25 protein-coding genes are annotated in these 26140 nt (G+C 63.5%); 14 read left to right on the top strand and 11 right to left on the bottom strand.

The genetic code is table 11. The features are described from left to right. On the bottom strand, positions 1-912 hold a 912-nt coding region (locus tag EOA19_RS08115; protein ID WP_245486104.1), incomplete at its 3' end, for an alpha-D-ribose 1-methylphosphonate 5-phosphate C-P-lyase PhnJ. Positions 913-977: 65 nt separating this feature from the next. Here EOA19_RS08115 and EOA19_RS08110 point away from each other — a divergent pair. Further along, positions 978-1181 (top strand): hypothetical protein, encoded by a 204-nt coding sequence (locus EOA19_RS08110; RefSeq protein ID WP_023812473.1) that lies wholly within the window; start codon positions 978-980, stop codon positions 1179-1181. Positions 1182-1183: 2 nt separating this feature from the next. On the opposite strand, the gene EOA19_RS08105 is transcribed toward EOA19_RS08110, so the two are convergent. Genes EOA19_RS08105 through phnG form a run of 3 tightly spaced genes read right to left on the bottom strand, consistent with a single transcriptional unit; the run spans position 1184 to position 3370 of the window. Beyond that, positions 1184-2296, bottom strand: coding sequence for a carbon-phosphorus lyase complex subunit PhnI (locus EOA19_RS08105; RefSeq protein ID WP_023812474.1), 1113 nt, complete (start codon positions 2294-2296; stop codon positions 1184-1186). 1 nt (position 2297) lies between these two features. Continuing rightward, a complete protein-coding gene (gene phnH, locus EOA19_RS08100) occupies positions 2298-2909 on the bottom strand; it encodes a phosphonate C-P lyase system protein PhnH (protein WP_128303247.1) in 612 nt (203 codons plus the stop codon). After that, a complete protein-coding gene (phnG, locus tag EOA19_RS08095; RefSeq protein WP_023812476.1) occupies positions 2909-3370 on the bottom strand; it encodes a phosphonate C-P lyase system protein PhnG in 462 nt (153 codons plus the stop codon). Before phnG ends, phnH begins: the two co-directional genes overlap by 1 nt. 132 nt (positions 3371-3502) lie before the next feature. Here phnG and phnF point away from each other — a divergent pair, with 132 nt between their 5' ends. Beyond that, the gene (gene phnF, locus EOA19_RS08090) at positions 3503-4252 is read left to right on the top strand and encodes a phosphonate metabolism transcriptional regulator PhnF (protein ID WP_023812477.1); all 750 of its coding nucleotides are present in this window, start codon (positions 3503-3505) and stop codon (positions 4250-4252) included. 279 nt (positions 4253-4531) lie between these two features. Here phnF and EOA19_RS08085 read toward each other — a convergent pair whose 3' ends face one another. The 6 genes from EOA19_RS08085 to EOA19_RS08060 form a co-directional block, all read right to left on the bottom strand. Next, positions 4532-5548, bottom strand: coding sequence for a zinc-binding alcohol dehydrogenase family protein (locus EOA19_RS08085; RefSeq protein ID WP_128303246.1), 1017 nt, complete (start codon positions 5546-5548; stop codon positions 4532-4534). A 66-nt stretch (positions 5549-5614) separates the two neighbouring features. Next, positions 5615-6580, bottom strand: coding sequence for an ABC transporter permease (locus EOA19_RS08080; protein WP_023812479.1), 966 nt, complete (start codon positions 6578-6580; stop codon positions 5615-5617). Then, positions 6577-8130, bottom strand: a complete 1554-nt coding sequence (locus EOA19_RS08075; RefSeq protein ID WP_128303245.1) for a sugar ABC transporter ATP-binding protein — start codon at positions 8128-8130, stop codon at positions 6577-6579. The genes EOA19_RS08080 and EOA19_RS08075 overlap by 4 nt, the downstream gene beginning before the upstream one ends. A gap of 182 nt (positions 8131-8312) precedes the next feature. Beyond that, positions 8313-9305, bottom strand: coding sequence for an ABC transporter substrate-binding protein (locus EOA19_RS08070; protein ID WP_023812481.1), 993 nt, complete (start codon positions 9303-9305; stop codon positions 8313-8315). Positions 9306-9605: 300 nt separating this feature from the next. Next, entirely contained in the window at positions 9606-10604 is a 999-nt protein-coding gene (locus EOA19_RS08065) for an aldo/keto reductase (protein ID WP_023812482.1), read from the bottom strand. A 61-nt stretch (positions 10605-10665) separates the two neighbouring features. After that, positions 10666-12171, bottom strand: a complete 1506-nt coding sequence (locus EOA19_RS08060; RefSeq protein WP_023812483.1) for an altronate dehydratase family protein — start codon at positions 12169-12171, stop codon at positions 10666-10668. A 228-nt stretch (positions 12172-12399) separates the two neighbouring features. On the opposite strand from EOA19_RS08060, the gene EOA19_RS08055 reads away from it, so the two are divergent. The 6 genes from EOA19_RS08055 (at position 12400) to gndA (ending at position 18408) form a co-directional block, all read left to right on the top strand. Next, positions 12400-13302 carry a GntR family transcriptional regulator gene (locus EOA19_RS08055; RefSeq protein ID WP_128303244.1) on the top strand — a complete coding sequence of 301 codons (903 nt, stop codon included), beginning with the start codon at positions 12400-12402 and terminating at the stop codon, positions 13300-13302. A gap of 197 nt (positions 13303-13499) precedes the next feature. Continuing rightward, positions 13500-13856 carry a hypothetical protein gene (locus EOA19_RS08050; protein ID WP_128303243.1) on the top strand — a complete coding sequence of 119 codons (357 nt, stop codon included), beginning with the start codon at positions 13500-13502 and terminating at the stop codon, positions 13854-13856. Between the two features lie 97 nt (positions 13857-13953). After that, complete coding sequence (locus EOA19_RS08045) at positions 13954-14493, top strand: copper chaperone PCu(A)C (RefSeq protein ID WP_128303242.1); 540 nt, start codon at positions 13954-13956, stop codon at positions 14491-14493. A 40-nt stretch (positions 14494-14533) separates the two neighbouring features. Then, the gene (locus tag EOA19_RS08040; protein ID WP_128303241.1) at positions 14534-15052 is read left to right on the top strand and encodes a YcnI family protein; all 519 of its coding nucleotides are present in this window, start codon (positions 14534-14536) and stop codon (positions 15050-15052) included. Positions 15053-15105: 53 nt separating this feature from the next. Further along, positions 15106-16746, top strand: a complete 1641-nt coding sequence (locus EOA19_RS08035) for a copper resistance CopC/CopD family protein (protein ID WP_128303240.1) — start codon at positions 15106-15108, stop codon at positions 16744-16746. A gap of 234 nt (positions 16747-16980) precedes the next feature. Continuing rightward, the gene (gene gndA / locus EOA19_RS08030; RefSeq protein WP_128303239.1) at positions 16981-18408 is read left to right on the top strand and encodes an NADP-dependent phosphogluconate dehydrogenase; all 1428 of its coding nucleotides are present in this window, start codon (positions 16981-16983) and stop codon (positions 18406-18408) included. 9 nt (positions 18409-18417) lie between these two features. Here gndA and EOA19_RS08025 read toward each other — a convergent pair whose 3' ends face one another. After that, a complete protein-coding gene (locus EOA19_RS08025) occupies positions 18418-19473 on the bottom strand; it encodes a LacI family DNA-binding transcriptional regulator (RefSeq protein ID WP_023812490.1) in 1056 nt (351 codons plus the stop codon). A gap of 403 nt (positions 19474-19876) precedes the next feature. Between EOA19_RS08025 and EOA19_RS08020 the strand changes: the two genes are divergently transcribed. From EOA19_RS08020 to EOA19_RS07995, 6 genes are all read left to right on the top strand, one after another. Continuing rightward, positions 19877-21115 carry an ABC transporter substrate-binding protein gene (locus tag EOA19_RS08020; RefSeq protein WP_023812491.1) on the top strand — a complete coding sequence of 413 codons (1239 nt, stop codon included), beginning with the start codon at positions 19877-19879 and terminating at the stop codon, positions 21113-21115. Between the two features lie 81 nt (positions 21116-21196). Beyond that, entirely contained in the window at positions 21197-22084 is an 888-nt protein-coding gene (locus EOA19_RS08015; protein WP_164892881.1) for a sugar ABC transporter permease, read from the top strand. Then, on the top strand, positions 22081-23019 hold the full coding sequence (locus EOA19_RS08010) for a carbohydrate ABC transporter permease (protein ID WP_128303237.1): 939 nt from the start codon (positions 22081-22083) through the stop codon (positions 23017-23019). Before EOA19_RS08015 ends, EOA19_RS08010 begins: the two co-directional genes overlap by 4 nt. Positions 23020-23024: 5 nt before the next feature. Next, positions 23025-24122 (top strand): sn-glycerol-3-phosphate ABC transporter ATP-binding protein UgpC, encoded by a 1098-nt coding sequence (ugpC, locus tag EOA19_RS08005; RefSeq protein WP_023812494.1) that lies wholly within the window; start codon positions 23025-23027, stop codon positions 24120-24122. Positions 24123-24175: 53 nt separating this feature from the next. Then, positions 24176-24922, top strand: coding sequence for a sugar phosphate isomerase/epimerase (locus tag EOA19_RS08000; protein ID WP_128303236.1), 747 nt, complete (start codon positions 24176-24178; stop codon positions 24920-24922). Positions 24923-24933: 11 nt separating this feature from the next. Then, complete coding sequence (locus EOA19_RS07995) at positions 24934-26076, top strand: Gfo/Idh/MocA family oxidoreductase (protein ID WP_023812496.1); 1143 nt, start codon at positions 24934-24936, stop codon at positions 26074-26076. Positions 26077-26140 lie beyond the last annotated feature (64 nt).

The following is a 26140-nucleotide window of genomic DNA, read 5'->3' as shown; positions in this document are numbered from 1 at the left end:
GGGGGTTGAGTGGGGCGTGGATTGGTCAAGACCCCCACCCGCGCCTTCGGCGCGACCTCCCCACAAGGGGGAGGTAGGGGCGTTGCGCCGCTTCTCGCAGTGGTCGGTGTCGGAGCAGACGAACATGTGGCCGCCATGGTCGTCGAGGATGACCTCGTCGAGATAGACATTCTCTGCCGCGCACAGCGCGCAGGGCTGGTCGAAGGTCTGCACCTCGAACGGATGGTCCTCGAAGTCGAGGCTGACCACGTCGGTGAAGGGCGGCACCGCGTAGATGCGCTTTTCGCGCCCGGCGCCAAACAGCTGCAAAGCCGGTGAGCGGTGCATCTTGGGATTGTCGAATTTCGGCGTCGGCGACGGGTCCATCACATAGCGGCCCTCGACCTTGACCGGATAGGCATAGGTGGTGGCGATGCGGCCGTGTTTGGCGATGTCCTCGTAAAGTTTCACATGCATGAGGCCGTATTCCTCCAGCGCATGCATTTTCCGCGTTTCAGTCTCGCGTGGCTCGAGGAAGCGCAAGGGTTCCGGGATCGGCACCTGGTAGACAAGCACCTGGCCCGCCGTCAGCGGATGTTCGGGGATACGATGGCGGGTCTGGATGATGGTGGCGCTGGCGGTATCAGTGGTCACCGCGATGTTGGCGACCTTCTTGAAGAAGGCGCGGATCGAGACCGCGTTGGTGGTGTCGTCGGCGCCCTGGTCGATGACCTTCAGCACATCGTCCGGGCCGATGATCGAAGCCGTGACCTGGACGCCGCCAGTGCCCCAGCCATAGGGCATCGGCATTTCGCGCGAGGCAAACGGCACCTGGTAGCCGGGAATGGCGATGCCCTTGAGGATCGCCCGGCGGATCATCCTTTTGGTCTGCTCGTCGAGATAGGCGAAGTTGTAGGTGGCGATGTCGGTCATGGCGATCACATCCACATTGTGCTATTGAATTGGCGTCCAGGACGCGGAAACAGGGGCGAAATCGGATGACCCAGACCGCTTGGCTGCATATCGGAATTCTGCTGCTGGCGTTCGTCGGCGTGGTCGCGTTTATCCTCCGAAGAATGGTTTTTCCCGCAGCCAGGGAAGGCGCGCATGGCGAGAGCGTTGGCATCGGCGGCGGCTACAGTGGCGGGCATGGCGACCATTCGCACGACAGCGGTGGCGGTGATGGCGGGTCGGGCGACTAGGCTCATTCCGCCGCCTCCTTCTTGTCTTCCAGCATGTCGGCATTTCCGCGGGCGTCGTATTCGGCGCGCATGCGGCGCACGAGGTCGAGTTCGGCCTGGAAGTCGACATAGTGCGGCAGCTTCAGATGTTCGACGAAGCCGGTCGCCTGGACGTTGTCGGAATGCGAAATGACGAACTCCTCGTCCTGGGCCGCGGCGACGACATCCTCGCCGAGCTCCTTCGCGCGCAGCGCCCGGTCGCACAGCGCCATCGCCATCGCCTTGCGCTCGCTCTGGCCGAAGACCAGGCCGTAGCCGCGGGTGAATTGCGGCGGCGCCTTGGCCGAGCCTTTGAACTGGTTGACCATCTGGCATTCGGTGACGCGGACAGTGCCGAGCGGCACCGCGAAGGGCAGCTCGGGCACGTCGAGCTCGAGCTCGACCTCGCCCATGCGGATCTCGCCGACGAAGGGATGGTTGCGGGCATAGCCGCGCTGGGTGGAATAGCCGAGCGCCAGCAGAAACCCTTCATCGCCGCGTGACAGCGCCTGCAGGCGGATGTCGCGCGCCATCGGGAATTCGAGCGGCTCGCGGGTGATGTCGCCGGGGACGTGATCCTGCGGCATGTCGCCGTCGGGTTCGATCAGGCCTTCGCGGTCGAGGATCGCCGATACGCGCGGCATGGCTTGCGCTTCCGTCTCGCGCAGCAAGGGCTGGGCGACGTCAGCGCCGGCGGCAAGCTCGGGATCGAGCAGCCGGTGGGTGTAGTCGAAAGTGGGCCCGAGCAACTGGCCGCCGGGCAGATCCTTGTAGGTCGCCGACACACGTCGCTCGACCAGCATCCCGGCGGTGTCGATGGGCCTGGAGTAGCCGAAGCGTGGCAGCGTGGTGCGATAGGCGCGCACCAGGAAGATCGCCTCGATCATGTCGCCGCGCGCCTGGACGATGGCGAGTGCGGCCAGTTCACGATCATAGAGCGAGCCTTCGCTCATCACCCGATCGACGCCGAGCGCCAGCTGCTCGACGATCTGGTCGAGACGTAGTGCCGGCAGCGAACGGTCGCCGCGGCGGCGGTCGGCAAGCAGGCTGTGGGCGTTGGCGATTGCGGCTTCGCCACCTTTCACCGCGACATACATCTTACGCCTCCATCGTCTTGATGCGCGTCGTGCGCGGCAGGCAGGCAATGCCATCAGCGGTGGCGAGTATGATGTCGACGCCTCTGGGAAAGCGCTTGATGTTCTGTTTCCACTGCTCGACGAAATGGCGCGGCATCTGTGCCGGCGCGATCGTGGCGCTGGTTTCGATGCCGGGACCTTCGAGCAACAGCGGCGTGCCGGACACGAGATCGCCGACTTGCAGGATCAGCGTGGTCGAACGGTCGGGATAGTCCTGGGTGCCCTGCGAAAAACCATCGAGCGACATCATCTCGGCCGGAGCCGCGATGAAGGCGAAATGCGCATCGGCCGGTGTGTTGGCCAATGGCGCGCCGGTGTGGAACCCAAGCCAGGGTCTGATCGCGGTGGAAGCTTGCAGGGTCTGGTCGAGCCAGAGCGGGGTGTCGTTATCGCACAGCGCCAGTGCGATGGCGCCGGCGGCCGCCGAGAGCGGCGCCGGCGGGCGGGCGAAGGCCGGCAGCGGCTGCACGCTGCCTGGCCGCGCCATTGCGTCCATGACGGCGCGGAACACCGTCTGGGCATTGAAGACCGGATCGGCGAAACCGCCCTCTATCGATTGCGCTGCAATGTCCATCAGTCTTCTCCGCGAACCATGGTGAAGAAATCCACCTTCGTTGCCGCCGTCTCGGCGCGGCGTTTTTCATGCGCTGCGGTCAGAGCCGACCGCAGGGGCGCTATCAGTCCGGTCTCGACTTCATTGCGGCGGGCAGGGTCCTGCCACAGCGCGTCGGCGATGGCCGCCAGCTTCGCCTTCTGCTTGTCGCGGCCAAGCGCATAGCAATGTCCGACCTGCCCGGAGGGCAGCCGGACGGTGGCGCGGGTGACGGTCGCCTCGCCGACGTTGAAGGGCGCGCCGCCGCCGCCGATGCGGCCGCGCACGGTGACCAGCCCGGTCTCGGGGCCGCGCAGCAGTTCTGCTTCCGAAGGCAATCCGGCTTCATTCCAGAGCCGGACGATGTCATCGCCGCTGGATTGCGCCAGTGTCGCCATGGCGGCCTTGCGCTCGGCCTGGTCGCGGGCTTCCTGTCCTCGCATCAGCAGCATTCCTCTTTGTCAATTTGTCTATTGATATAGACAACTATACAAATTATACCTATTATCTAACGCGTGTCCATGACGGGTGGATGACAGCGATATAAGACTGGGCGCTGGAAGGTTGGGGCAATGATAGTCGGGCGGCTGGCAGCGGACAGCATCGAGCGGCGCAGTGGCGTTTCGCTGTGGCGGCAGATCGCCGACAAGATCCTGCATGCGATCGCCATCGGCGATTTCACGGAGAATGCAGCGTTGCCGCCGGAGGTGGCGCTGGCAGAACGCTATGGCGTCAACCGTCACACGGTGCGCAGCGCCATATCGGCCCTTGTAAGGGAAGGCGTGCTGCGGGCCGAGCAGGGGCGCGGCACCTTCGTACTGTCGCGCAAGCGGCTGTCCTATCCGATCGGCGCGCGCACACGCTTTTCGACAGGGCTGCAAGGGCAAACGACGGAACGGCACATCGTCCTGCTCGCCTCGTCGATCGAGCCGGCCAGCCAGCGCGTTGCCGAGGGCCTTGGCCTTGCCAGGGGAGCCGATGTGATCCGGTTGGAAACGCGCGGCGAAGCCGACGGACGGCCGGTGTCGCGTGCTGCCGGCTGGTTCGAGGCCCGGCGCTTTGCCGGCATCGATGCCGCGATGGCGCAAACCGGCTCGATCACCGCATCGCTGGCGCGTTTCGGCATCGACGACTATCTCCGGCAATCGACCGTGCTGTCGGCGCGCCATGCCGATGCGGCGGACCTTGCCGACCTCGACCTGCTGCCGGGCGCCATCGTGCTGGTCACGGTTGCCGTCAACGTCACGCCGGACGGCCAGCCGATCCAGTTTTCCGAGTCGCGCTTCCCGGCCGAGCGGGTGGAGCTGAAGCTGTCGGCGCTGTAGCTAACGTCGTCGTCCTTGGGCGAAGCAGGAGCGCAGCTCCGTCGCGGAGACCCAAGGATCCATGCCGCGATCTCGGGCGAAGAGCGCAGCGGCGCAGAATTCTGCACCGAAGCAACGCTCTCAGGTCACGGCATGGATCCTATGGTCTGCGCCGCGTCGCTTCGCTCCTCGCTCCGCCATAGGATGACGAAGCGATGGATGTTGCGGCTAGTCGCCAAAGCATCAGATCTACCAAGTTGGGCGCTCAACGATCTCCGAATTCGTGTCGAACAGGCGCCTCTATCCGACCTCGATCACAGCCTTGATCAGGCCGGATTTCTCGTGTGCCCAGCGGGCGAGATCGCGCGGCGTGCCGGCGAGTGTGGTGCGGTGTGTGACGAGCTTGGCCAGGGGCACGGCGCCGTTGCGGATCGAGGCGGCGACGTGATCGAAGTCGGCGCGCAGCGCGTTGCGGCTGCCGATCAGCGTCATCTCGCGCTTGTGGAATTCCGGATCGGAAAAGCTGATGTCGTCCTTGACGACGGAGACCAGCACCAGCGTTCCGCCATGCGCGACATGGGCGAAAGCCGACTGCACCGATTGGGTGTTGCCGGTGGCGTCGAAGACGACATCGAAGCCTTCGCCTGATGTCGCTCCCTTGACCAGATCGGGCACCGCGCCGCGCGACCCGTCGAGGGTCTGGAAACCAAGCTCATTTGCGGCGAAGGCGAGCCTTTCACTGCTCATGTCGAGCAGCGTCACGTCGAGCCCGGCGATGCGGGCGAAGATGGCGGTGCCGAGCCCGATCGGGCCAGCGCCGATGACCAGCGTGCGGGCGCCAGGGTCGGCGCGAGCGCGCCGCACGGCATGCGCTCCGATGGCCAGGAACTCGACTGCGGCGGCGTCGGCCAGCGACAGGCCGTTGGCCGGGTAGAGATTTTGCGCCGGCACCAGGATCCGTTCGCACATGGCGCCGTCGCGATGCACGCCCAGCACCTCGATCCTGACGCAGCAATTGGGCTTGCCGTGCCGGCAGGCGATGCACTTGCCGCAGGAAAGATAGGGGTTGACGACCACGGGCTCGCCAACGGCAAGATCGACGCCTTCGCCGGTCTCGAGGATCGTTCCCGACACCTCATGGCCCATGATGCGGGGATAGGCGAGGAACGGATGCTTGCCCTCGAAAATGTGGTAGTCGGTGCCGCAGATGCCGACATGGCTGACCGCCACCAGCGCCCAGCCGGCAGGCGGTGCCTCTGGTGAAGGCCGGTCTTCAAGGACAAGATCGCCGGGCGAACGGCAGAGGACGGCTTTCATGCGCTAATCCAGTCATGAAATCGCCGGCCCGTTGGTGTGGCGGACCGGCGGTTGATTGCGGGGTCGCTACTTGCCGCGGCGGCGCAGGCCGTCGAAGTAGACGATGATGATGATCAGCGCGCCGGTGATGATGCGCTGCCAGAACGAGTTGACGTTGAGCAGGTTGGCGCCGTTGTTGATGGTGGCCAGGATGAAGGCGCCGAGCAGCGGCCCATGCACCGAGCCGACGGCGCCGAACAGCGAGGTGCCGCCGATGACCGAAGACGCGATCGCCTGCAATTCCCAGCCCTCGGCCTGCGTCGGGTTGCCGATGCCGATGCGGGCGGCCAGCAGCACGCCGACAAAGGCGGCGCACAGGCCCGACAGCGTGTAGGCCATGTAGATGGTGCGCTGGACATTGACGCCGGACAGGCGCGAGGCCTCGGCGTTGGAGCCGACCGAAAACAGGTATCGGCCCCAGCGGCTGTGGTGCAGGAAGATATAGGCCGGAATGCCGACCAGGATCACCATCCAGAACAGGTTGGGGATGCCGATGAAGGAATTGCGCGAGAAGGCGGTGAAGGTGTCGCTGTTGATGTTGATCGAATTGCCGTTGGTCATCAAAAGGCCGATGCCGCGCAGCGAGGTCAGCGTTGCCAGCGTGATGATGAAGGGCGGCAGGCCCATCTTGACGATGCCGAAGCCGTGGAACATGCCGATGGCGACGCCGACCAGCAGCGTCACCAGAATGGCGAGCCAGATGGGGAAGCCGGCATTGATCATCATGGCCACGACCACGGTGGCGAAACCGACCACGGCGCCGACCGACAGGTCGATGCCGCCGGTGATGATGACGAAAGTCTGGCCGACCGCCATGATGGCGATCATCGAGCCCTGGCGCAAGAGATTGGCCATGTTGTTGGCGGAGGCGAAGCTCGTCGTCGCCACGGAGAGAAGGATCCAGAGCAGAACCAGCAGCGCCAAAAGCGTCAGCCCAAACAGGACATTATAGTTGCGCTTCGGTTTTTCGACGGCAATCGCCTCGGTGCTCATATTTGTCCTCCCAGCTTTTCTTGTTTCTCGGCGAGCGCCTGAGTAAGAATATCCTCGTGGCTGGCGGCGTGAAAACCGTGCGTCGCCACCAGTTTGCCGCGCCGGAACACATGCAGCGTGTCGGCGAGTTCATAGACTTCCGGCAGATAGGACGAGATCAGGATGATGCCGGCGCCCTTTGACAAAAGTGCGCCGAACAGGCGGTAGATCTCGGCCTTGGTGCCGACATCGACGCCGACCGTCGGTTCGTCGAAGATGAACAGCTTGGCGCCGTGCGCCAGCCATTTGCCGATGACAATCTTCTGCTGGTTGCCGCCCGACAGGCTGGATGCCAGCGCGCCGCGCGTCGGTGTCTTGATGCGCAGATCGGCGATCTGGCGATCAGCTTGCGTCTTCTCCTGCGTGCTCGAAATCAGCAGATTGTTCGAGATTCGCTTGTAGATCGGCAGGTTGAGGTTGAAGCCGACCGGCAGGTTGAGGCAGAGGCCCTGGTCGCGGCGGCTTTCCGGCGCCAGCGCCATGCCGAGCTTGATCGCGTCATGCTCGGAATTGACCTGCACCTCCTTGCCTTCCCAGAGGATCTGGCCGGCGGATTTGCGGTGGCGGCCGTAAAGCGTGGTGACGAACTCGCTGCGTCCGGCGCCGATCAGGCCATAGAGTCCGACGATCTCGCCGGCGCGGACCGTCATCGAGACATTTTCGAAGCCCTTGCCGGACAGGCTTCTCGCCTCGATAATGGCGGCGCCCGGCGTGAAATGCTCCTTGTGATAGACCTGCTCGATCGAGCGGTTGATCATCATCTTGACCAGCTCGGCATCGTTGGTCTCGGCGATGTTGCGGGTGCCGACCAGCGTGCCGTCGCGCAGCACGGAAACACGGTCGGCGAGCTCGAACACTTCCTCCATACGGTGGCTGATGTAGATGATCGTCACGCCTTCGCCCTTCAGCCGACGGATCAGGGTGAAAAGCTGGTCGGCCTCCTTGCGGGTGAGGTAGGCGGTCGGCTCGTCGAAGATCAGGAATTTGGTGCCGCGCACGGTGGCGCGGGCGGCGGCTATCAACTGCTGCTGGCCGATGGTCAGGTCGCCAAGCGTGACATGCGCCGGCAGGTCGAAACCGAGGTCGTCGATGATCGTCTGCGCCTGCCTGACCATGGCGCGCTGCTGCAGGATGCCGAAGCGTGAATTCTCCTCGCCTAGGAACATGTTGGCGGCGACCGTCAGGTGACGGCACAGCACGACTTCCTGGTGCACGGCATTGATGCCGAGCGCCATCGCCTCGTGCGGCGTGGCCAGGGCGGCCGGTTGGCCCTCCCAGGCGATCCCTCCGGAGGTGCGCGGCATGACGCCGGTCAGAAGCTTGATGAGCGTGGATTTGCCGGCGCCGTTCTCACCGACGATGGCGTGTATCTCACCGGACTTGAAGGCGAGGTCGACCGGCTTCAGCGCGTGGGTGCCGGGATAGCGCTTCTCCAGCCCGCGCAATTCGAGGATGGTCCGCCCCGGTTCCAGAACGGGTGTGGGATGCAGTTCCTGCGCCGTCGAAATCATGACAATCTCCCAGATTGGCCTCCCGGATTGGCTTCCCAGGCTGGCCTCACGATTGGCACGCGGCGAGGCAAGGATATGCCTCGAAAACAGCCTAGCTCAGGCGTGCGGATTGCCAAGCCGTTTGTGCGGCAGCTTGTGTCTCCGGGGCGAGGTGCCCCGGAGACGATTGCGGATGCGACGGCTCAGAGCTTCGGATTGAGCAGCGCGTCGATCTTGGGGTCTTTCATGTTGTCCTTGGTCACCAGATTGGCGCCGGTGTCGACATTGGCTTCGACCTTTTCGCCTTTGGAGGCGGCGAGTGCGGTCTTGATGCCGTCATAGCCCATCCGGTACGGATCCTGGACGACGAGGGCGGAAATGACGCCGTCGTTGAGGAACTTGATCAGCTTCTCGTCGCTGTCGAAACCGACCAGCGCCAGTTTGCCGCCAAGGCTGTTTTCCGCGACAGCCTGGCCGACGCCCTGCGCCATGATCAGGTTGGAAGCGAAGATGCCCTTGAGGTTCGGGTTGGCGGTGATCAGGTCGGTGGCGATGTTGAGGCCGGTGGTGGCCTGGCCGTCGGCGTATTTGTCGGCGACCAGCTTGAGGCCCGGATATTTGGCGGCCAGCTGTTCGGTGAAGCCCTGCTTGCGCTGTTCGAGCGAGCCGGCGCCCGGTGCGTTGGTGATCAGGGCGACGTCGCCCTCGATCTTGCCGCCGTTGGCGGCGCCGATGGCGGCTGCGAGGCCGTCGGCAGCGACGCGGCCGCCCTGCACGTTGTCGGTGGTCAGGAACGAGGTGAACGCCTTGGAGTCGGCGCCGGAGTCGATGCCGATCACCTTGACCTTGGCAGCGGCTTCATCGATCGGCTTGCCAAGCGCCTTGAACTCGGTCGGCGCAATGACGATGGCCGCCGGGTTGCTGGCAACGGCGTTCTCGAGAATCGAGACCTGGCCGTTGACGTCGGTTTCAGCCTGGGCGCCGAGTTCCGGCACGTTGACGCCGAGATCCTTGCCGGCCTTGCGGGCGCCGGCCAGAACGATCTGCCAGTAGAACGACGTGGTATCCTTGACGATGATCGGAATGGTGACGTCCGCCGCCGAAACCGGCGCCGAATGCATGACGCCGGCGAGCATCGAAGCTGCTGCCAGCGCCATGACGGCGCGGCGGTTGAGAATGCTGGTCGCGAATTTCATGAGGTTTCCTCCCTAAAGTCGCCCGGTGAACGTTACGGAAGCTCCGTCCGGATAGGCGCGGCCCAAACAGAACTTTATCAATAAAAAACAATTGCCATGTTTTGATAATGCATCGAACAGATCGATGCAAGCGGTGTTTGATCAGTCCTTGCGAGGTCTGGCAGAAGCAAATCCACCGCGCTGCTCCCCATCGACGCCGTCACGCTTCCGTTCCATTCCGGGAAGGTATGGAATATTAATTCCACCATTTCGTCAATATGGAATATCCATTCCTTCGTGTGACCGCAAGAATATGAAGTTTCACGCCAGCTCCTGCACCAGCGTGTGGGGACGATATCTGGCGTATTCCGTCTCCGGCACGTCGATGTCGAGCAGTTGGAGGTTACGCGTCAGGTTCGCCAGCTTGGCGGTGCCGGTCAGCACGGTGGCGACGGCAGGTTCATGCAAGGGGAATTGGAACGCGGCGGCGGCGAGCGGATAGCCACCCTCGGCGGCGATCCTCTCCATTGCGCCGACGCGGTCGAGCACGTCATGGCTGGCAGGGCGGTAGTCGAAATGTGCGCCTTGCACCGGTCCGGTCGCCAGGATGCCGGAGTTGAACACGCCGCCAATGACCAAGGAGGTCTGCCGCGCCCGGCATAGGGGCAGCAACTCCGCTTCGGCACTGCGGTCGAGCAAGGAATAGCGGCTGGCGAGCAGGATGCAGTCGAGCGGCGCCTCGCGCATCACGTCCAGACAGATCTGCACCTCGTTGACGCCAAGCCCATAGGCGGAAATGACGCCGGACCGTTTCAGCTCTTCGAGTGCCTTGAGGCCGCCGTCCATCAGGTCGCGAAAGTGCAGCTTGGTCTTCTCGACACCATGGGTGTAGGCGCCGATGTCGTGGACAAACAGGATGTCTATCCTGTTTAGGCCAAGCCGCGCATAGCTGAACTCGACCGACCGCATGATGCCGTCATAGGAATAGTCGTAGTCGAGCGCGAAGGGCAGCGGATCGACATAGGAGTGATCGGGAACCTGATCCTCCGACACCGGGCGGAACAGCCGGCCGACCTTGGTCGACAGCACATAGGAATCGCGCGGCTTGTAGCGCAGGAAGTCGCCGAAGCGGCGCTCCGACAGTCCGAAACCGTAAAAGGGTGCGGTGTCGAAATAGCGCAGGCCGGCATCCCAGGCGCCCTGCAGCGTCTCCATCGCCGCTTCGCGCGAACAGGCGCGGTAAAGGCCGCCAAGTGCAGCGCCGCCAAAGCTGACCTCGGTGACTTCCAGCGCTGTCTGGCCGATGCGGCGTCTTTCCATGCACAACCTCCCCGTGGCCAGCCAACTGGCCGGCGCGCAGTCTACTTTATATCAGTAAAATCTAAAGTGTTGCGCCCAGATGCCAGGGCACGAACTCGTTGTCGCCGTAGCCGAAGTCCTCGCTCTTGGTCTTGCGGCCGGAAGCCGTTTCGACGATCAGTTCGAAGATCTCGCGGCCCATGCCGGCGATGGTCTTTTCACCCGAGGCGATGACGCCGCAATTGACGTCCATGTCCTCTTCCATCTGGTGGTACATCGTCGAGTTGGTGGCGACCTTGATCGACGGCGTCGGACGGCAGCCGAAGCAGGAGCCACGGCCGGTGGTGAAGACGATGACGTTGGCGCCGCCCGCCACCTGGCCGGTCGCCGAAACCGGGTCGTAGCCGGGCGTGTCCATGAACACCAGACCGCTGCCAGTGACTTTTTCGGCATAGCCGAAGACGCCGTTGAGTGGCGTCTGGCCGCCCTTGGCGACCGCGCCGAGCGACTTCTCCAGGATGGTGGTGAGGCCGCCGCGCTTGTTGCCGGGCGAGGGATTGTTGTCGATCGAGGCGCCGTGCTTGGCGACATGGTCCTCCCACCATTTCACAAAGCCGTCGAGCTTTTGCGCGATCTCCGGCGTTGCCGCGCGGTAAGCAAGCAGATGTTCGGCGCCATAGATCTCCGTCGTCTCGGAGAGGATGCCGATGCCGCCGACGCCAGCCAGGATATCGACAGCCGCGCCCAGTGCCGGATTGGCTGTAATGCCCGACATGCCGTCGGAGCCGCCGCATTGCAGGCCGACGACGATCTCGCTGACCGGGATCGGCTCACGCTTCAGCTGGCCCACTTCCTCGGCGATCTCGGCCAGCACGTCCATCGCCTTTTCCACCGATTTGCGCGATCCGCCGGCGTCCTGGATGTTGAAATGGCGCTTGCCGGCAGCGACGCCTTTTTGGCCGTAGAGGGTGAGCTGGTTGACCTCGCAGCCGAGGCCGACCATCAGCACGCCGCCGAAATTCGGGTGGCGGGCGTAGCCGGCGAGTGTACGGTGCAGCACCATCATGCCGTCGCCGGTGCCGCTCATGCCGCAGCCCTGGCCGTGCACGATCGGCACGAAGCCGTCGATGCCGGGATATTTCGGCAAAAGCGTGCGGTTGGCGGTGTCGGCGATGGAATGGCAGACGGTGGCCGAGCAATTGACGCTGGCGACGATGCCGATGAAGTTGCGCGTGCCGGCGCGGCCATCGGCGCGGCGATAGCCCATGAAGGTGCGGGCGCGGTCGGCCTCCGTCGCGTGCTCGGCCTCGCTCGGGGGCACGACCGGCAAGCGGCCGGATTCGAACACCAGATTGTGCGAATGCACGTGCTCGCCCGCCGCGATGTCCTGTGTCGCGCGACCGATCGCCTGGGCGTATTTCACCACGGCCTCGCCGGCGGCGATCGGCTTGATCGCCACCTTGTGGCCGGGCTCGATCAACACACTGGCGACGGCACCGCCCGGCAGCGCGGTGCCGATCTCGATGCGGCCGTTGGCGACGGCGACATTGTCGGCGGGGGATAGAAGAATGCAGTTGGAGGCGTTCACGGGCGGTTTCCTGGGTGATCCTGGGTTGCGCGGACGGATTGACACGCGTCTGTTTAGAGATATTGTCTTTTATCGTGAAAAAACAGTTTTGCGTCAATTGTTTTTTCACTGGGGAGTTCCGCGTGTCCTTGGGGTGTTCCGGAAGCGAATTCGCATTTCTGGGTCATGGGAACGTCATATCGCGCTTCAAACCGGCCGCCGCAAGCGACGGCGTGCAACGGGTCAGGGATGTCGAAGAGCAACAACGTCTACAAGGATGCCTACAACCGCTGCCTGCGGCTGCTCGACGAAACGCGCAGCCTGCCTTCGGAGCCGGAACTGGGTACCTTGCTTGGCGTCAGCCGCACCACCGTGCGCACCATTCTCGCACGCATGGAAGAGACCGGGCTGATCGCCTGGAACAAGCGGGCCAAGACGGTGCTGCGCGAACCGCGTCCCGATGATTTCTTCCCCGAGGAGGAGACCGACACGCTGGCCGAGATCATCGAACGGTCGTTCATGCGTCGGCTGCTCGCCGGCGGTGCCGAAGCCGGCATGCAAATCAACGAACTCGAACTGGCGCGTGAGATCGGCGTCGGCACCACCAGCGTGCGCGAGTTCCTGATCCGCTTCTCCCGCTTCGGCCTGATCGAGAAGCGTCGCAACAGTCACTGGGTGCTGAAGGGTTTTACCCGCGCCTTCGCGCTGGAGCTGACCGAAATCCGCGAAATGTTCGAACTGCGCTCGGCGGCTGCCTTTGCCGTTTTACCGCAGGACAGCGCGGTCTGGACCGATCTCGACCGCCTGGAAGACGAGCATCGCCAGTTGGCAAACGACATAGCCGCCCGCTTCACCGAATTCTCCGAGCTCGACGAGCGCTTCCACCGGCTCATCCACCGGGCGTCGCGCAACCGCTTCATCGTCGACTTCTACGATGTCATCGCCATGATCTTCCACTACCATTACCAATGGAACAAGGCGCAGGAACGCGAGCGCAACGAAGTCGCGATCGGTGAGCATCTGGTCTACATAGAGGCGCTGAAATCACGCGATCTCGGCAAGGTCGACGCCGCTTGCCGCAAGCACCTGAAGTCGGCGCGCCAGACATTGCTGACCTCGATCCCGGAGAGCCGGTCGCTGCAAAAACACTGAACCGCATCGCGGTTCAGAGTCTTGTTTCATGCATGTCGTTGTCCCAAAATCGCTGTACACTTTTGGGCGACATGCATTGAGCCTGCCGCGTTGGCGCCGCGGCGATTTGGCGATTTTCCACCCGCCGGCCCCGTGCTAGATATGGTTCGTTGCTGCGAAGAGGCAGGGCTTTGGGCGTATCGAGGAGACGATGGAGCATGCCGGCCGCGCTTGTCGCGGCCTATCTGCTGTTGCTCCAGTCGACGCTTGGTGCATTCGCCTTCGGCGCCGGTCCCAACGCATCGCAGCTCGATGCCTTCGGCAACGTCATCTGCACCCATGAGGGCGCAATCCAGCTTCCCGGAGACAACCAGCCGCCGTCCCATCTTCCGGCATGCTGCATGCTCGGCTGCAGCATGGTTTCGGCGGCCTTTGCGCCGCCGCCCGGTGCTGGCCTGGCGCTGGGCAGCCTTTCCTTCAAAACGGTCGCCTTTGTTTTTCCGGCGGCCATCCATCTCGACTTTGCGCGTGAGCGCTCGCCGTCGAACCCGCGTGCGCCGCCGCTGACGGCCTGAGCCTGTTTGCCCGGCGGAACCTTTCGTGGGCGTACCCATCCAAAGATCAAACTGCTCGCGACCGGCAACGGCGCGACCTTCACTTCATGGAGCAACCATGTCCTATTTTTTCCCCGACGCGGCGCGTCTTATGCCCGGCGGCATTCTACGCGGCATCGAAGAGCGTGTCGGCATTGCCGTGCTGGCTCTTGCGCTGCTGTTCACAGGCGACCAGTCCGTCCTCGCGCATGAGTTCAAGGTTGGCGATCTCGAGATCGGCCACCCCTGGTCGCGCGCCACGCCGGCCGGCGCCAAGGTCGCCGGCGGCTATTTCACCATCACCAACAACGGCAGTGCGCCGGACCGGCTGGTGTCGATTTCCTCCGATGTCTCTGAAAAGGCCGAGCTGCATGAGATGGGCGTCAAGGACGGCGTCATGACCATGCGTCCGGTTGCCGGTGGCCTGGAAATTCCGGCCGGCGGCAAGGTAGCCCTTGCGCCTGGCGGCTATCATTTGATGTTCATCGGCCTGAAGCGACAACCCAAACAGGGTGAAAAGTTCTCAGCCGTCCTGACCTTCGAAAAGGCCGGCGCCGTCAGCGTCGATTTCGCTGTCGAAGGCATGGGCGGTGGCGCCATGGACGATCACGCCAATTGACCGCGCCAGTCGACAAATTTTGAAAATCCGAGGGACCATCATGAACAAATATCTTTTGTCGGCCGGCGCACTTCTCGCGCTCGGAACCAGTGCTGCCTTCGCGCATGTCACGTTCGAAACCCAGGAGGCGGCGGTCGGCTCGACCTACAAGGCCGTTTTGCGGGTGCCGCATGGCTGCGACGGCAAGGCGACGACCGCCGTGCGCGTGCAGATTCCGGAAGGGGTGATCGCGGTGAAGCCGATGCCGAAGCCTGGCTGGACGCTGCAGACCAAGAAGGGCAAGTACGACAAATCCTACCAGCTCTATGGTCAGGCGGTTGCCGACGGGGTCAAGGAGATCGACTGGAGCGGCGGCAGCCTGCCAGATGAATTCTACGACGAGTTCGTCTTCCGCGCGACGCTGACGGCGGATCTCCCTGTCGGCCAGAAGCTTTACTTCCCGGTTGTGCAGGAATGCGATGGGGCCGCCGACCGCTGGATCGAAATCCCGGCAGCCGGCCAGGATGAGGACGCGCTGGAAAACCCGGCACCCGGAATCAAGCTGCTGCCGAAGAAATGATCTCCAAGGCGGCGCGCTCATTCGAGCGCGCCGCTCTTTTTCGTGGCGGTGACATGAGCACGACCCCCCTCCTGCAAACGGTTTCCATGGCCTGCAAACGCGCCGGGCGGCTTGCCGTCGGCCTGTCGGCCGTGATCGTGTTTCTTGCCGGCCTTGCCCTGCCAGATCAGGCCTTTGCCCATGCCGCGCTGATCAAGACCGACCCGGCCGACGGCGCGGTGCTGGCGCAGGGGCCGGCGCAGTTCTTGCTGACTTTCAGCGAGCCGGTCTCGCCTTTGGTGCTGACGCTGGTGAAGCCCGACGGCAAGCCGGTTTCGCTAACGTCATTCCGGCTCAGCGACCAGACGGTAGAGATCGACAATCCCCAGAAGCTTGCGTCCGGTACGCATGTGCTGAGCTGGCGCGTCATTTCGGCCGACGGCCATCCGGTCGGTGGTTCCCTACTGTTCTCCATCGGCGCACCCAGCGCGCCGCCGGCCGTGTCCGAGGCCGCCGACTGGCCGTCGCGGTCGGCCATCTGGCTCGGCAAGGTCTTTCTCTACATCGGCCTTTTTCTCGGCGTCGGCGGCGCTTTCGCCCTCGCCTGGCTGTCCCAAGGTGGCCGCGCCGGACAGCGTTTCGTTGCAGCCGCAATCCTGGGCGGACTTGTCGCGGCGCCCTTGTCGCTTGGGTTGCAGGGGCTTGATGCGCTCGGGGCACCGCTCTCCCATCTGGCACAGGCGGTTATCTGGCGGACCGGACTCGGCACCAGTTTCGGCTGGACGGTGCTGGTCGCGCTGATTGCGCTGGGGCTTGGCCTGCTGTCGCTGGCCGGCCCCCGCGCCACCGCCAAACCATTTGCGCTGGCCGGCCTGGCCGGGGTTGGGATTGCCCTTGCCGCCAGCGGCCATGCCAGTGCCGCCGAACCGCAATGGCTGACACGGCCGATGGTGTTCCTGCACGGCGTCGGCATCGCGTTGTGGGCCGGCGCATTGGTCCCACTCGGGCTGGCGCTGAAGGGGCAATCGGCGGGGGCCACGCCATTCCTGCGGCGGTTTTCTTGGGCGATCCTGCCGGTGGTGGCCGTGCTTGCCTCTGCCGGCATCGTGCTTGCCGTCATCCAGGTGCAAACACCCGCGGCATTGGTCGACACCGCCTATGGAAGGCTGCTGCTGATCAAACTCGGGCTGTTGGTCTTTCTGTTCACGCTCGCCGCCGTCAACCGCTGGAAACTCACGGCATCGGCCGAGGCGGGATCGACGGAAGTTCAACGCAGGCTGGTCCGCTCGATCGGCGTCGAGATGTTGATCGTGTTGGCGATTTTCGGCGTTGCCGCGGGCTGGCGCTTCACGCCGCCGCCACGAGCCCTCGCGATTGCGGCAGCGCAACCGGTGTCGGTCCATATCCACGCGCTGAAAGCGATGGCCGATCTCAGCATCACGCCGGGCCATGCCGGACCGGTCGTCGCCTCGATGATCATCATGAGCGGCGATTTCGGCCCGCTCGACGCCAAGGAGGTGACGCTTGTGCTGTCGAAACCCGATTCGGGCATCGAGCCCTTGAAGCGCGCGGCGGCCAAGCCCGGCGACGGCAGTTGGCGTGTCGACAACCTCGTCATCCCGGTGGCCGGCCGGTGGACGGTGCGCATCGACGTACTGGTCTCGGACTTCGAGATGGTGAAGATCGAGGCGCCCGTCGACATCCGCGCCGAGTGATATTCAGGTGATGCCGGCCTGCGAACGGCGGCTTCCTGCGCTTCCGGTGCTCACGTACTTTAAGTACGCTCCGCTCCGGTTCTCGGAAACCACCATTCTCGACTCGGCCTGACCTGAATCTCACACGCCGCGGCATCAACACAATTCGGCGAGGCGGTTGACGCAGCCCGAAAGGCCCGTCAATCATCGCGGCAAAACGCGATCTCAACAAAATCCGAAGGCAGGAAAAAAACGATGGAAAAAGCCGAAATCGGCCTGATCGGCCTTGGCACGATGGGCTCCAACCTGGCGCTCAACATCGCCGAGCACGGGCATCGCATCGCCGTCTTCAACCGCACCAGGGCGCGCACGGACGCTTTCATCGAGAATGCCGGCGCGCTCAGGGACATGGTCGTGCCCTGCTACAGCCTGGAAGAGCTTGCCGCCGCGATCCGGCCGCCGCGCCCGATCATCATCATGGTGCTGGCCGGCAAGCCGGTCGACGAACAGATCGCGGCTCTGCGCGGCGTGCTGTCGGCCAACGACATCGTCATCGACGCCGGCAACGCCAATTTCCGCGACACGATGCGGCGCTTCTCCGAGCTTTCCGGCTCGGGTCTCACCTTCATCGGCATGGGCGTGTCCGGCGGCGAGGAGGGTGCGCGCCACGGACCGTCGATCATGGTCGGCGGCACGGAGGACTCATGGAAACGCGTCGAGAAGGTGCTGACGGCGATCTCCGCCAAGTTCAAGGACGAACCCTGCGCGGCATGGCTCGGCACCGACGGCGCCGGACATTTCGTCAAGACCATCCATAACGGCATCGAATATGCCGACATGCAGATGATCGCGGAGATCTACGGCATCCTGCGCGACGGCCTGGGCATGGACCCGAAGGAGATCGGCACGGTGTTCGCCAACTGGAACAAGGGCCGGCTCAATTCCTACCTGATCGAGATCACCGCCAAGGTGCTGGCATCAGACGATCCGAAGACCGGCAAGCCGGTGGTCGACATCATCCTTGATCGCGCCGGCCAGAAGGGCACCGGCAAATGGTCTGTCATCGAGGCGCAGCAGCTCGGCATCCCGGCCACCGCGATCGAGGCGGCGGTGGCGGCGCGCGTTCTATCGTCGATCAAGGACGAGCGGCTGGCGGCGGAAAAGGCCTATGGCAACATCGGCGTGACGAAGATTTCCGGTGACAAGGACGCCTTGCTGAAAGATTTGGAACTGGCGCTGTTCGCCGGCAAGATCGCCGCCTACGCCCAAGGTTTTGCGGTGATGAGCGGCGCCTCCAAGGAATTCAACTGGAACCTGCCAATGCCGACCATCGCCAGGATCTGGCGCGCCGGCTGCATCATCCGCTCGCAGATGCTCGACACCATGGCGGAGGCCTTCAGCAAGGGCGGCGCCTCGACCAACCTGCTGATGGCCCCGGCCTTCATCGCGCTGATGCAGGAAGCGCATCCGTCGCTGCGGCGCATCGTGGCGAGGGCTTCGGAGGCCGGCTCGCCGGTTCCGGCGCTGTCTTCCGCACTTGCCTATTTCGACAGCTACCGCCAGGGCCGCGGCACGTCGAACCTGATCCAGGCGCAGCGCGACTTTTTCGGCGCGCACGGCTTCGAGCGTATCAACGACAAAGGCGCGTTCCATGGGCCGTGGGGAAGCGGTGCGGCTGGTTAGCCCAAGGGCCTAAACGGAAACCGGCGGGCTGAACGCCCGAACCTCGCTGGTGGCGACCAGGCGCTGCAACGAGCCGGGTGCGGCGCCGCCGATCCAGCCGAGCACGGAGCGGGCGAGATCGGAGCCGGCCAGGCGGAAGTTCTCGTTGACGACGAGCAATTCCGGCCGGAACAGGTGCAACAGGTCCGACGACTGCTTGGACACGACATCGACGTCGCGGCCAAGCTTGAGGCCGGCATCCTCGATGCCGGCGACGATCGCCAGTGTCGCGGCGGCAGCGCTGCTGACGAAGCCGTCCGGCCTGTTCTCGCGGCGCATCACCTGCGCGGTTCTGGTCCTGATCTGCTCGATCGTGTGATCGATGGAAACGGTGTTGAACGGAATTTCGCTGGCTCCGACCTCGCTTAGCGCATCGGCAAAGCCGTTCAGCGTGTGGCCATAATAGGTCAGCCCGGGCGGCGGCGACAGAAGCGCCAGCTTGTGCCTGCCCATGCTCGCCAGGCGGCGCACGGCTTCCATCGCGAAAACATGGTTGTCGAAGTCATGGTAGGGATGGACGAGGCCCATGTCGGTGCGCCCATGCGTGGCAAAGGGCATGCCGTGCTCGAGCATGTAGCGGGCGCGCGGATCGTTCGGTTGGGTGCGCGAAATGATGACTCCGTCGGCCGAGCCGGTCTCGACGAGATAGCGGATCGGCTCCATCGGATCCTGCGAGCGGGAATAGGGCGTGACGATCAGGTGATAGGGCGTTTCGGCGAGCACTTCCGAAACGCCGTAGATGATGTCCGAGACGAAGCTCATGATCTCGCGGTCGGTGTTGAGCACGAGGCTGATGACATTGGTCCTGCCGGTGCGCAGACGCACGCCGGCGCGGTTCGGCCGGTAGCCGATCTGCTTGGCGACGAGCTGGACGCGACGCCTGGTTTCGGCGCCGATTTCCGGGGCATCCTTCAAGGCGCGTGACACGGTGGTGACGCCGAGCCCGGTCATGAAGGCAAGCGTCTTCAACGTCGGCCGTCCCTGTGCCGAGGTCTCCCCGTTCTTGTCCGTACGCTGTCTGTCCATTCGTCCCGCCCGTCAGGCGCATAGCAGCCGCGAGCCATGTCGGCAATCGCCGCCATAGCGGTACGATATGCGTTCCAGCCCCGGCAAAGCCTCAATATACTGAAACGTTACAGATTGCCATATCGAGTTACATGTCCCTCGCCACGAGGTGGATGGTTCTTTTGCGAAACGCATTGGGATTCCAGGAGAAATCGCCTCTGCCGCCGCCTTTTGCCCGTATCAGGCGGCATTTCGGTGTTTGCGCCGCAGCAAACCATGCTGCAGTGCATGGGAAGCGCGATCATTCATGCGAATTTGTTCGCGGTCCGAAAAAATATCGAGGGCGCTTCGTTGATGGGTTGCACAGCCCGCGCAATTGCCGTATCGAAAATCTGTAACGTTTCAGATTCTGGGAGGAGCCGAAATGCGATACAAACTTTTGACCGCTGCGCTGGCAGCGACGGCCGCGTTGCAGTTTGCCGGCCAGGCGGCCGCGACGGACCTGGAAGTCACCCATTGGTGGACGTCGGGCGGCGAGGCGGCGGCGGTTGCGGAACTTGCCAAGGCATTCGATGCAACCGGCAACCACTGGGTGGATGGCGCCATTGCCGGCTCCGGCGGCACGGCGCGGCCAATCATGATCAGCCGCATCACCGGTGGCGATCCGATGGGCGCCACGCAGTTCAACCATGGCCGGCAGGCGGAGGAACTGGTGCAGGCCGGCCTGATGCGCGACCTCACCGACGTCGCCACCAAGGGCAAGTGGACTGATGTCGTCCGGCCGAAGAGCCTGCTCGACGGCTGCACCATCGACGGCAAGATCTACTGCGTGCCCGTCAACATCCATTCCTGGCAGTGGCTGTGGCTGTCCAACGAAGCCTTCGCGAAGGCCGGCGTGCCGTTGCCGAAGGACTGGAATGAATTCGTGGCGGCAGCGCCGGCGCTGGAAAAGGCCGGCATCATCCCGCTCGCCGTCGGCGGTCAGGCCTGGCAATCCTCCGGTGCCTTCGACGTCCTGCTTGCGGCTGTGGGCGGTACGGACACATTCCTCAAGGTCTACAAGGACAAGGATGCCAAGTTCGCCGCCGGGCCCGAAGTCGCCAAGGTCTTCAAGGCCGCGGACGATGCCCGCAAGATGGCGAAGAACACCAATGTGCAGGACTGGAACCAGGCGACCAACCTGGTCATCACCGGCAAGGCCGCTGGCCAGATCATGGGCGACTGGGCGCAGGGCGAGTTCCAGGTTGCCGGCAAGACCGCCGGCAAGGATTATACCTGCCTGCCGGGCCTTGGGCTGAACGAGGTCATAGCCACGGGCGGTGACGCCTTCTATTTCCCGCTGCTCAAGGATGCCGACAAGAGCAAGGCGCAGGAGGTGCTGGCCGAGACGCTGCTCGATCCCAAGACGCAGGTTGCCTTCAATCTAAAGAAGGGATCCCTGCCGGTGCGCGGCGACGTCGATCTCAATGCGGCCAACGACTGCATGAAGAAGGGCCTCGCCATTCTTGCCAAGGGCGCCGTCATGCCGTGGACGGACCAACTGCTTTCACAGGACACCCAGAAACAGAAGGAAGACCTTTTCGCCGAATTCTTCGCCAAGCCGGAACTGACCATCGAAGACGCGCAGAAGCGCTTCGCCGACCTCATCGCTTCGGCGGACTGACGCTGGAGGCAACCCGCCTCATTCCCGGCCTTGCGAATGCAGGGCCGGGAATGCACCGCCCTTACCCAGCCGGCTGACGAGATGAGCAAGAGCGAACGCCCCAACCTTCTGTTCCGCAACCTCAATGCGAAGGTCGCCTCGATCCCGATGATCCTCACCGCCATGGTGGTTTTCGTCGGCGGCACCGTTTGGACGGTGCTCTATTCCTTCACCAATTCGAAGCTCCTGCCGCGCCTGAATTTCGTCGGGCTCGACCAGTATTACCGCCTGTGGGCGGCGCCGCGCTGGCTGATCTCGATCGAGAACCTGTTGATCTACGGCGCGATCTCGCTGGTGTTCTCGCTGGTCATCGGTTTTCTGCTTGCCGCGCTGCTCGATCAGAAGATCCGCTTCGAGGACACGTTCCGCACCATCTTCCTCTATCCTTTCGCGCTCTCCTTCATCGTCACCGGCCTGGTCTGGCAGTGGTTGCTCAATCCGGATTTCGGCATCCAGCATGTGGTGCGGGACTTGGGCTGGACGAGCTTCAGCTTCGACCCGCTCTACAATTCCAGCATCGTCATCTACGGCATATCGATCGCTGCGCTGTGGCAAGGCACCGGGCTCATCATGTGCCTGATGCTGGCCGGCCTGCGCGGTATCGACGAAGACATCTGGAAGGCGGCGCGCGTGGATGGGATCCCGATGCGGAAGACCTATCTGTTCATCGTCATCCCGATGATGCGGCCGGTCTTCATCACCACGCTCGTCATCATCGCTGCCGGCATCGTCAAGGTCTATGACCTGGTCGTGGCCCAGACCAGCGGCGGCCCGGGCATCGCCTCCGAAGTGCCGGCCAAATACGTCTACGACTATATGTTCTTCGCCCAGAACCTCGGCCAGGGTTTTGCCGCCTCGACCATGATGCTGCTCTCGGTGGTGATCGTCATCGTGCCTTGGGCCTATCTCGAGTTCGGGCGACGCAAATGAGCATTGCAGACATCACCGCTCAAGCAAGCACTGCCGCCGGCGCGCGCCAGGACATCGCAGGGCCCTACGGTCCAAAGCCGCGCCGCGTGATTTCGCGCCGCAACGTCTTCCTCTACGGCACATTGTTCGTCATGGCGGTCTACTACCTCTTGCCGCTCTATGTCATGGTCGTCACCTCGCTCAAGGGCATGCCGGAGATCCGGCTCGGTAACATCTTCTCACCGCCGCTCGAGATCACCTTCGAGCCGTGGGTCAAGGCGTGGTCAACGGCCTGCACTGGCCTTAACTGCGACGGGCTCTCGCGCGGTTTCTGGAATTCGGTGCGGATCACCGTGCCGTCGGTGCTGCTGTCGATCGCCATCGCCTCGGTGAATGGTTATGCACTGGCCAATTGGCGCTTCAAGGGCGCCGATACGTTCTTCATTATCCTGATCGTCGGCGCCTTCATTCCCTACCAGGTGATGATCTATCCGATCGTCATCATCCTGCGCGAGATCGGCCTCTATGGCAGCCTCAGCGGGCTGGTGATCGTCCATTCCATTTTCGGCATGCCGATCCTGACGCTGCTGTTCCGCAATTATTTCGTCTCGATGCCGGAAGAGCTGTTCCGGGCGGCACGCGTCGACGGCGCCGGCTTCTGGGGCATCTTCCTGCGCATCATGCTGCCGATGTCGCTGCCGATCTTCGTCGTCGCCATCATCCTGCAGGTGACCGGCATCTGGAACGACTTCCTGTTCGGCGTCGTCTACACCCGCCCCGACACCTATCCGATGACGGTGCAGCTCAACAACATCGTCAATTCGGTGCAAGGCGTGAAGGAGTACAACGTCAACATGGCCGCAACCATCCTGACCGGACTTGTGCCGCTCATCGTCTACTTCATTTCCGGCAAGCTTTTCGTACGCGGCATCGCCGCCGGCGCGGTGAAGGGGTGACGGCGATGACGGCAGCCAACGATACCAGCGTTTCGATCCAGGACCTGTCGCTGAATTTCGGCGCGGTGACCGTCCTGGAGACGCTCAATCTCGATGTCGCCGATGGCGAGTTCATCGTGCTGCTCGGGCCGTCCGGCTGCGGCAAGTCGACCTTGCTCAACTGCATTGCCGGCCTGCTCGATGTCTCCGAAGGCCGCATCTTCATCAAGGGCAAGAACGTCACCTGGGAAGAGCCCAAGGACCGCGGCATCGGCATGGTGTTCCAGTCCTATGCGCTCTATCCGCAAATGACGGTGGAGAAGAACCTGTCCTTTGGGCTGCGTGTCGCTGGCACGCCAAGAGAAGAGATCGCCAAGCGGATCGCGCGGGCGGCTGAAATCCTGCAGATCGAGCCGCTGCTGCAGCGTAAGCCGGCCGCACTTTCCGGCGGCCAGCGCCAGCGCGTCGCCATCGGACGGGCGCTGGTGCGCGATGTCGACGTGTTCCTGTTCGACGAGCCGCTGTCCAATCTCGATGCCAAGCTGCGCGCCGAACTGCGCGTCGAGATCAAGCTGCTGCATCGCAAGCTGCAGAACACCATGATCTACGTCACCCACGACCAGATCGAGGCGATGACGCTGGCCGACCGTATCGCGGTGATGAAGGGCGGCGTCATCCAGCAGCTCGATGCGCCGCAGACCATCTACAACCGTCCGGTCAACCGCTTCGTCGCCGGCTTCCTCGGCTCGCCCGCAATGAACTTCGTCGATGGCCGTCTGGAAGACGCGGACGGCGGCTGGCGGTTCGCGGCCGAGGATATCAAGATCCCGCTCGGCACTTACGACTTTGCCAAGCCTCCGGCTCCCGGCCCCGTCACATTCGGTATCAGGCCCGAGCATGTCAGCCTGAACAGTGGCACCGGCTGGCCGTTCTCGATAGCCGCCAATGTCGAGGTGGTCGAACCCATGGGCTCCGACACGCTGGTCTGGCTGAAGCTTGCCCAGCAGAATTTCAGCGTCCGGGTGACCTCGGAACGCACGCCCAAGAACGACGAGGCGGTGACGCTTGGCTTCGATCCGATGCGCGCCTCGCTTTTCGACACGGCAACCGGCACACGCATCTAGCTTCCGAGAACCAACCTTCCAACGACAATCCCCAAGCGAAACGGACAGAGACGATGAATTGGTCATTCCAACTTTACAGCGCCCGCAATTTCCAACCCTGGGACGGTGTGCTCGCCACGCTCGGCAAGCTCGGCTACGCTCAGGTCGAAGGTTTTGGCGGCGTCTATGATGATCCCGAGGCATTCCGTGCCGAGCTCGACAAGAACGGGCTTGCCATGCCGACTGGGCATTTCTCGATCGACGCTCTCGAGAACGATTTCGACGGCGTGCGCAGAACCGCCGACGCACTCGGTATCACGCTGCTCATCTGCCCTTTCCTGATGCCCGATCAGCGACCATCCGACGCCGCCGGCTGGAGCGGCTTTGGTGAGCGTCTGGCAAAGGTCGGCGACGCCGCGAAAAAGGCTGGCTACGGCTTTGCCTGGCACAACCATGATTTCGAGTTCAAGAAACTTGCCGACGGATCGGTGCCGCAGGACCACATCCTGTCATCCGCGCCCGATGTCAGCTGGGAGATGGACGTTGCCTGGGTGGTGCGCGGCGGCGATGATCCGTTGCCGTGGATCGAGAAACACGGCAAGCGCATCAGTGCCGTCCACGTCAAGGACATGGCCAAGCCCGGCGAGGGGCTGGATGAGGATGGCTGGTCGGATGTCGGCCATGGCACCATCGACTGGGCCGGTCTGATCAAGGTGCTGCGTGCCAAGAGTGCGGCCCAATACTACGTCATGGAACAGGACAACCCCAACGACATCGAGCGTTTCGCCCGCCGCTCCATCGCAGCCGCCAAAACCTATTAGGAGCAATCAGCATGGCAAAGAAACTTGGCATCGGCGTCATCGGCTGCGGCAACATCTCGAAAGCGTATTTTTCGCTGGCGCCGCTGTTTCGCGGCATCGAGATGCGTGCCTGCGCCGACATCAACATGGAGGCGGCCAGGGCTCGGGCGAAGGAGTTCAAGCTGCGCGCCGAGACCGTCGAAGACCTGCTCAGGGCCGACGACATCGACATCATCGTCAACCTGACCATCCCGGCGGTGCATTATGAGGTGTCGAAGCAGATACTCGACGCCGGCAAGCACGTTTATTCGGAAAAACCGTTCGTGCTGTCGGTCAAGGAAGGGCTCGACCTTAAGAAGCGGGCGCAGAAAAAGGGTCTTCGGATCGGCTCGGCGCCAGACACTTTCCTCGGCGGCGCGCACCAGCTGGTGCGCAACCTGATCGACACCGGCAAGCTTGGCAAGGTCACGAGTGGTACCTGTCATGTCATGGGCCACGGCATGGAGCATTGGCACCCCAATCCGGATTTCTTCTTCCAGCCGGGCGCCGGTCCCGTGCTCGATATCGGACCGTATTACATCACCAATCTGATCCAGCTGATCGGGCCGGTGAAGCAGGTCGCGGCCTTCGCGACGACGCCGGCCAAGGAGCGGACGATCAGTTCAAAGCCGCGCGCGGGTGAAAAGATACCGGTCAACACGCCGACGACCATCCATGGGCTGCTGGAGTTCGAGAACGGCGCCGTTATCACGCTCAACACCAGCTGGGACGTCTGGGCTCACGGCCACGCGCCGATGGAACTCTATGGCGAGACAGGCACGGTGTTCGTGCCGGATCCGAATTTCTTCGGCGGTGACGTTCGCTTCACCGACGCGGCCAAGCCGGTCAAGAAGCTGCCGAACTGGCCGCATCCGTTCGGCGTGCCCAACGAGATGCATTCGCAAGGCATGATGGCCAACTACCGCACATCAGGCCTCGCCGATATGGCGGTGGCAATCGCGGAAGGCCGGCCGCACCGCTGTTCGATGGAGCTGGCGCTGCACGCCGTCGACGTGATGACCGGGCTGTTGCGTTCCGGCGAAACCGGCAAGTTCGTCGCCATGCAGACCACCTGCGAACGGCCGGCGGCACTTGGCGTCAAGGAAGCCAAGGCGCTTTTGGCGAAGAAGAAATAGGCAGCACACCTCAACCCTCTCCCCGTTTCGACGGAGAGAGGGTAAGGGTGAGGGGCAGAGCCAA

This window comes from Mesorhizobium sp. M7A.F.Ca.US.010.02.1.1 (genome assembly GCF_004023085.1).
In the GTDB taxonomy this organism is placed as follows: domain Bacteria; phylum Pseudomonadota; class Alphaproteobacteria; order Rhizobiales; family Rhizobiaceae; genus Mesorhizobium.
This window is presented reverse-complemented; position numbering and strand designations above follow the sequence as displayed.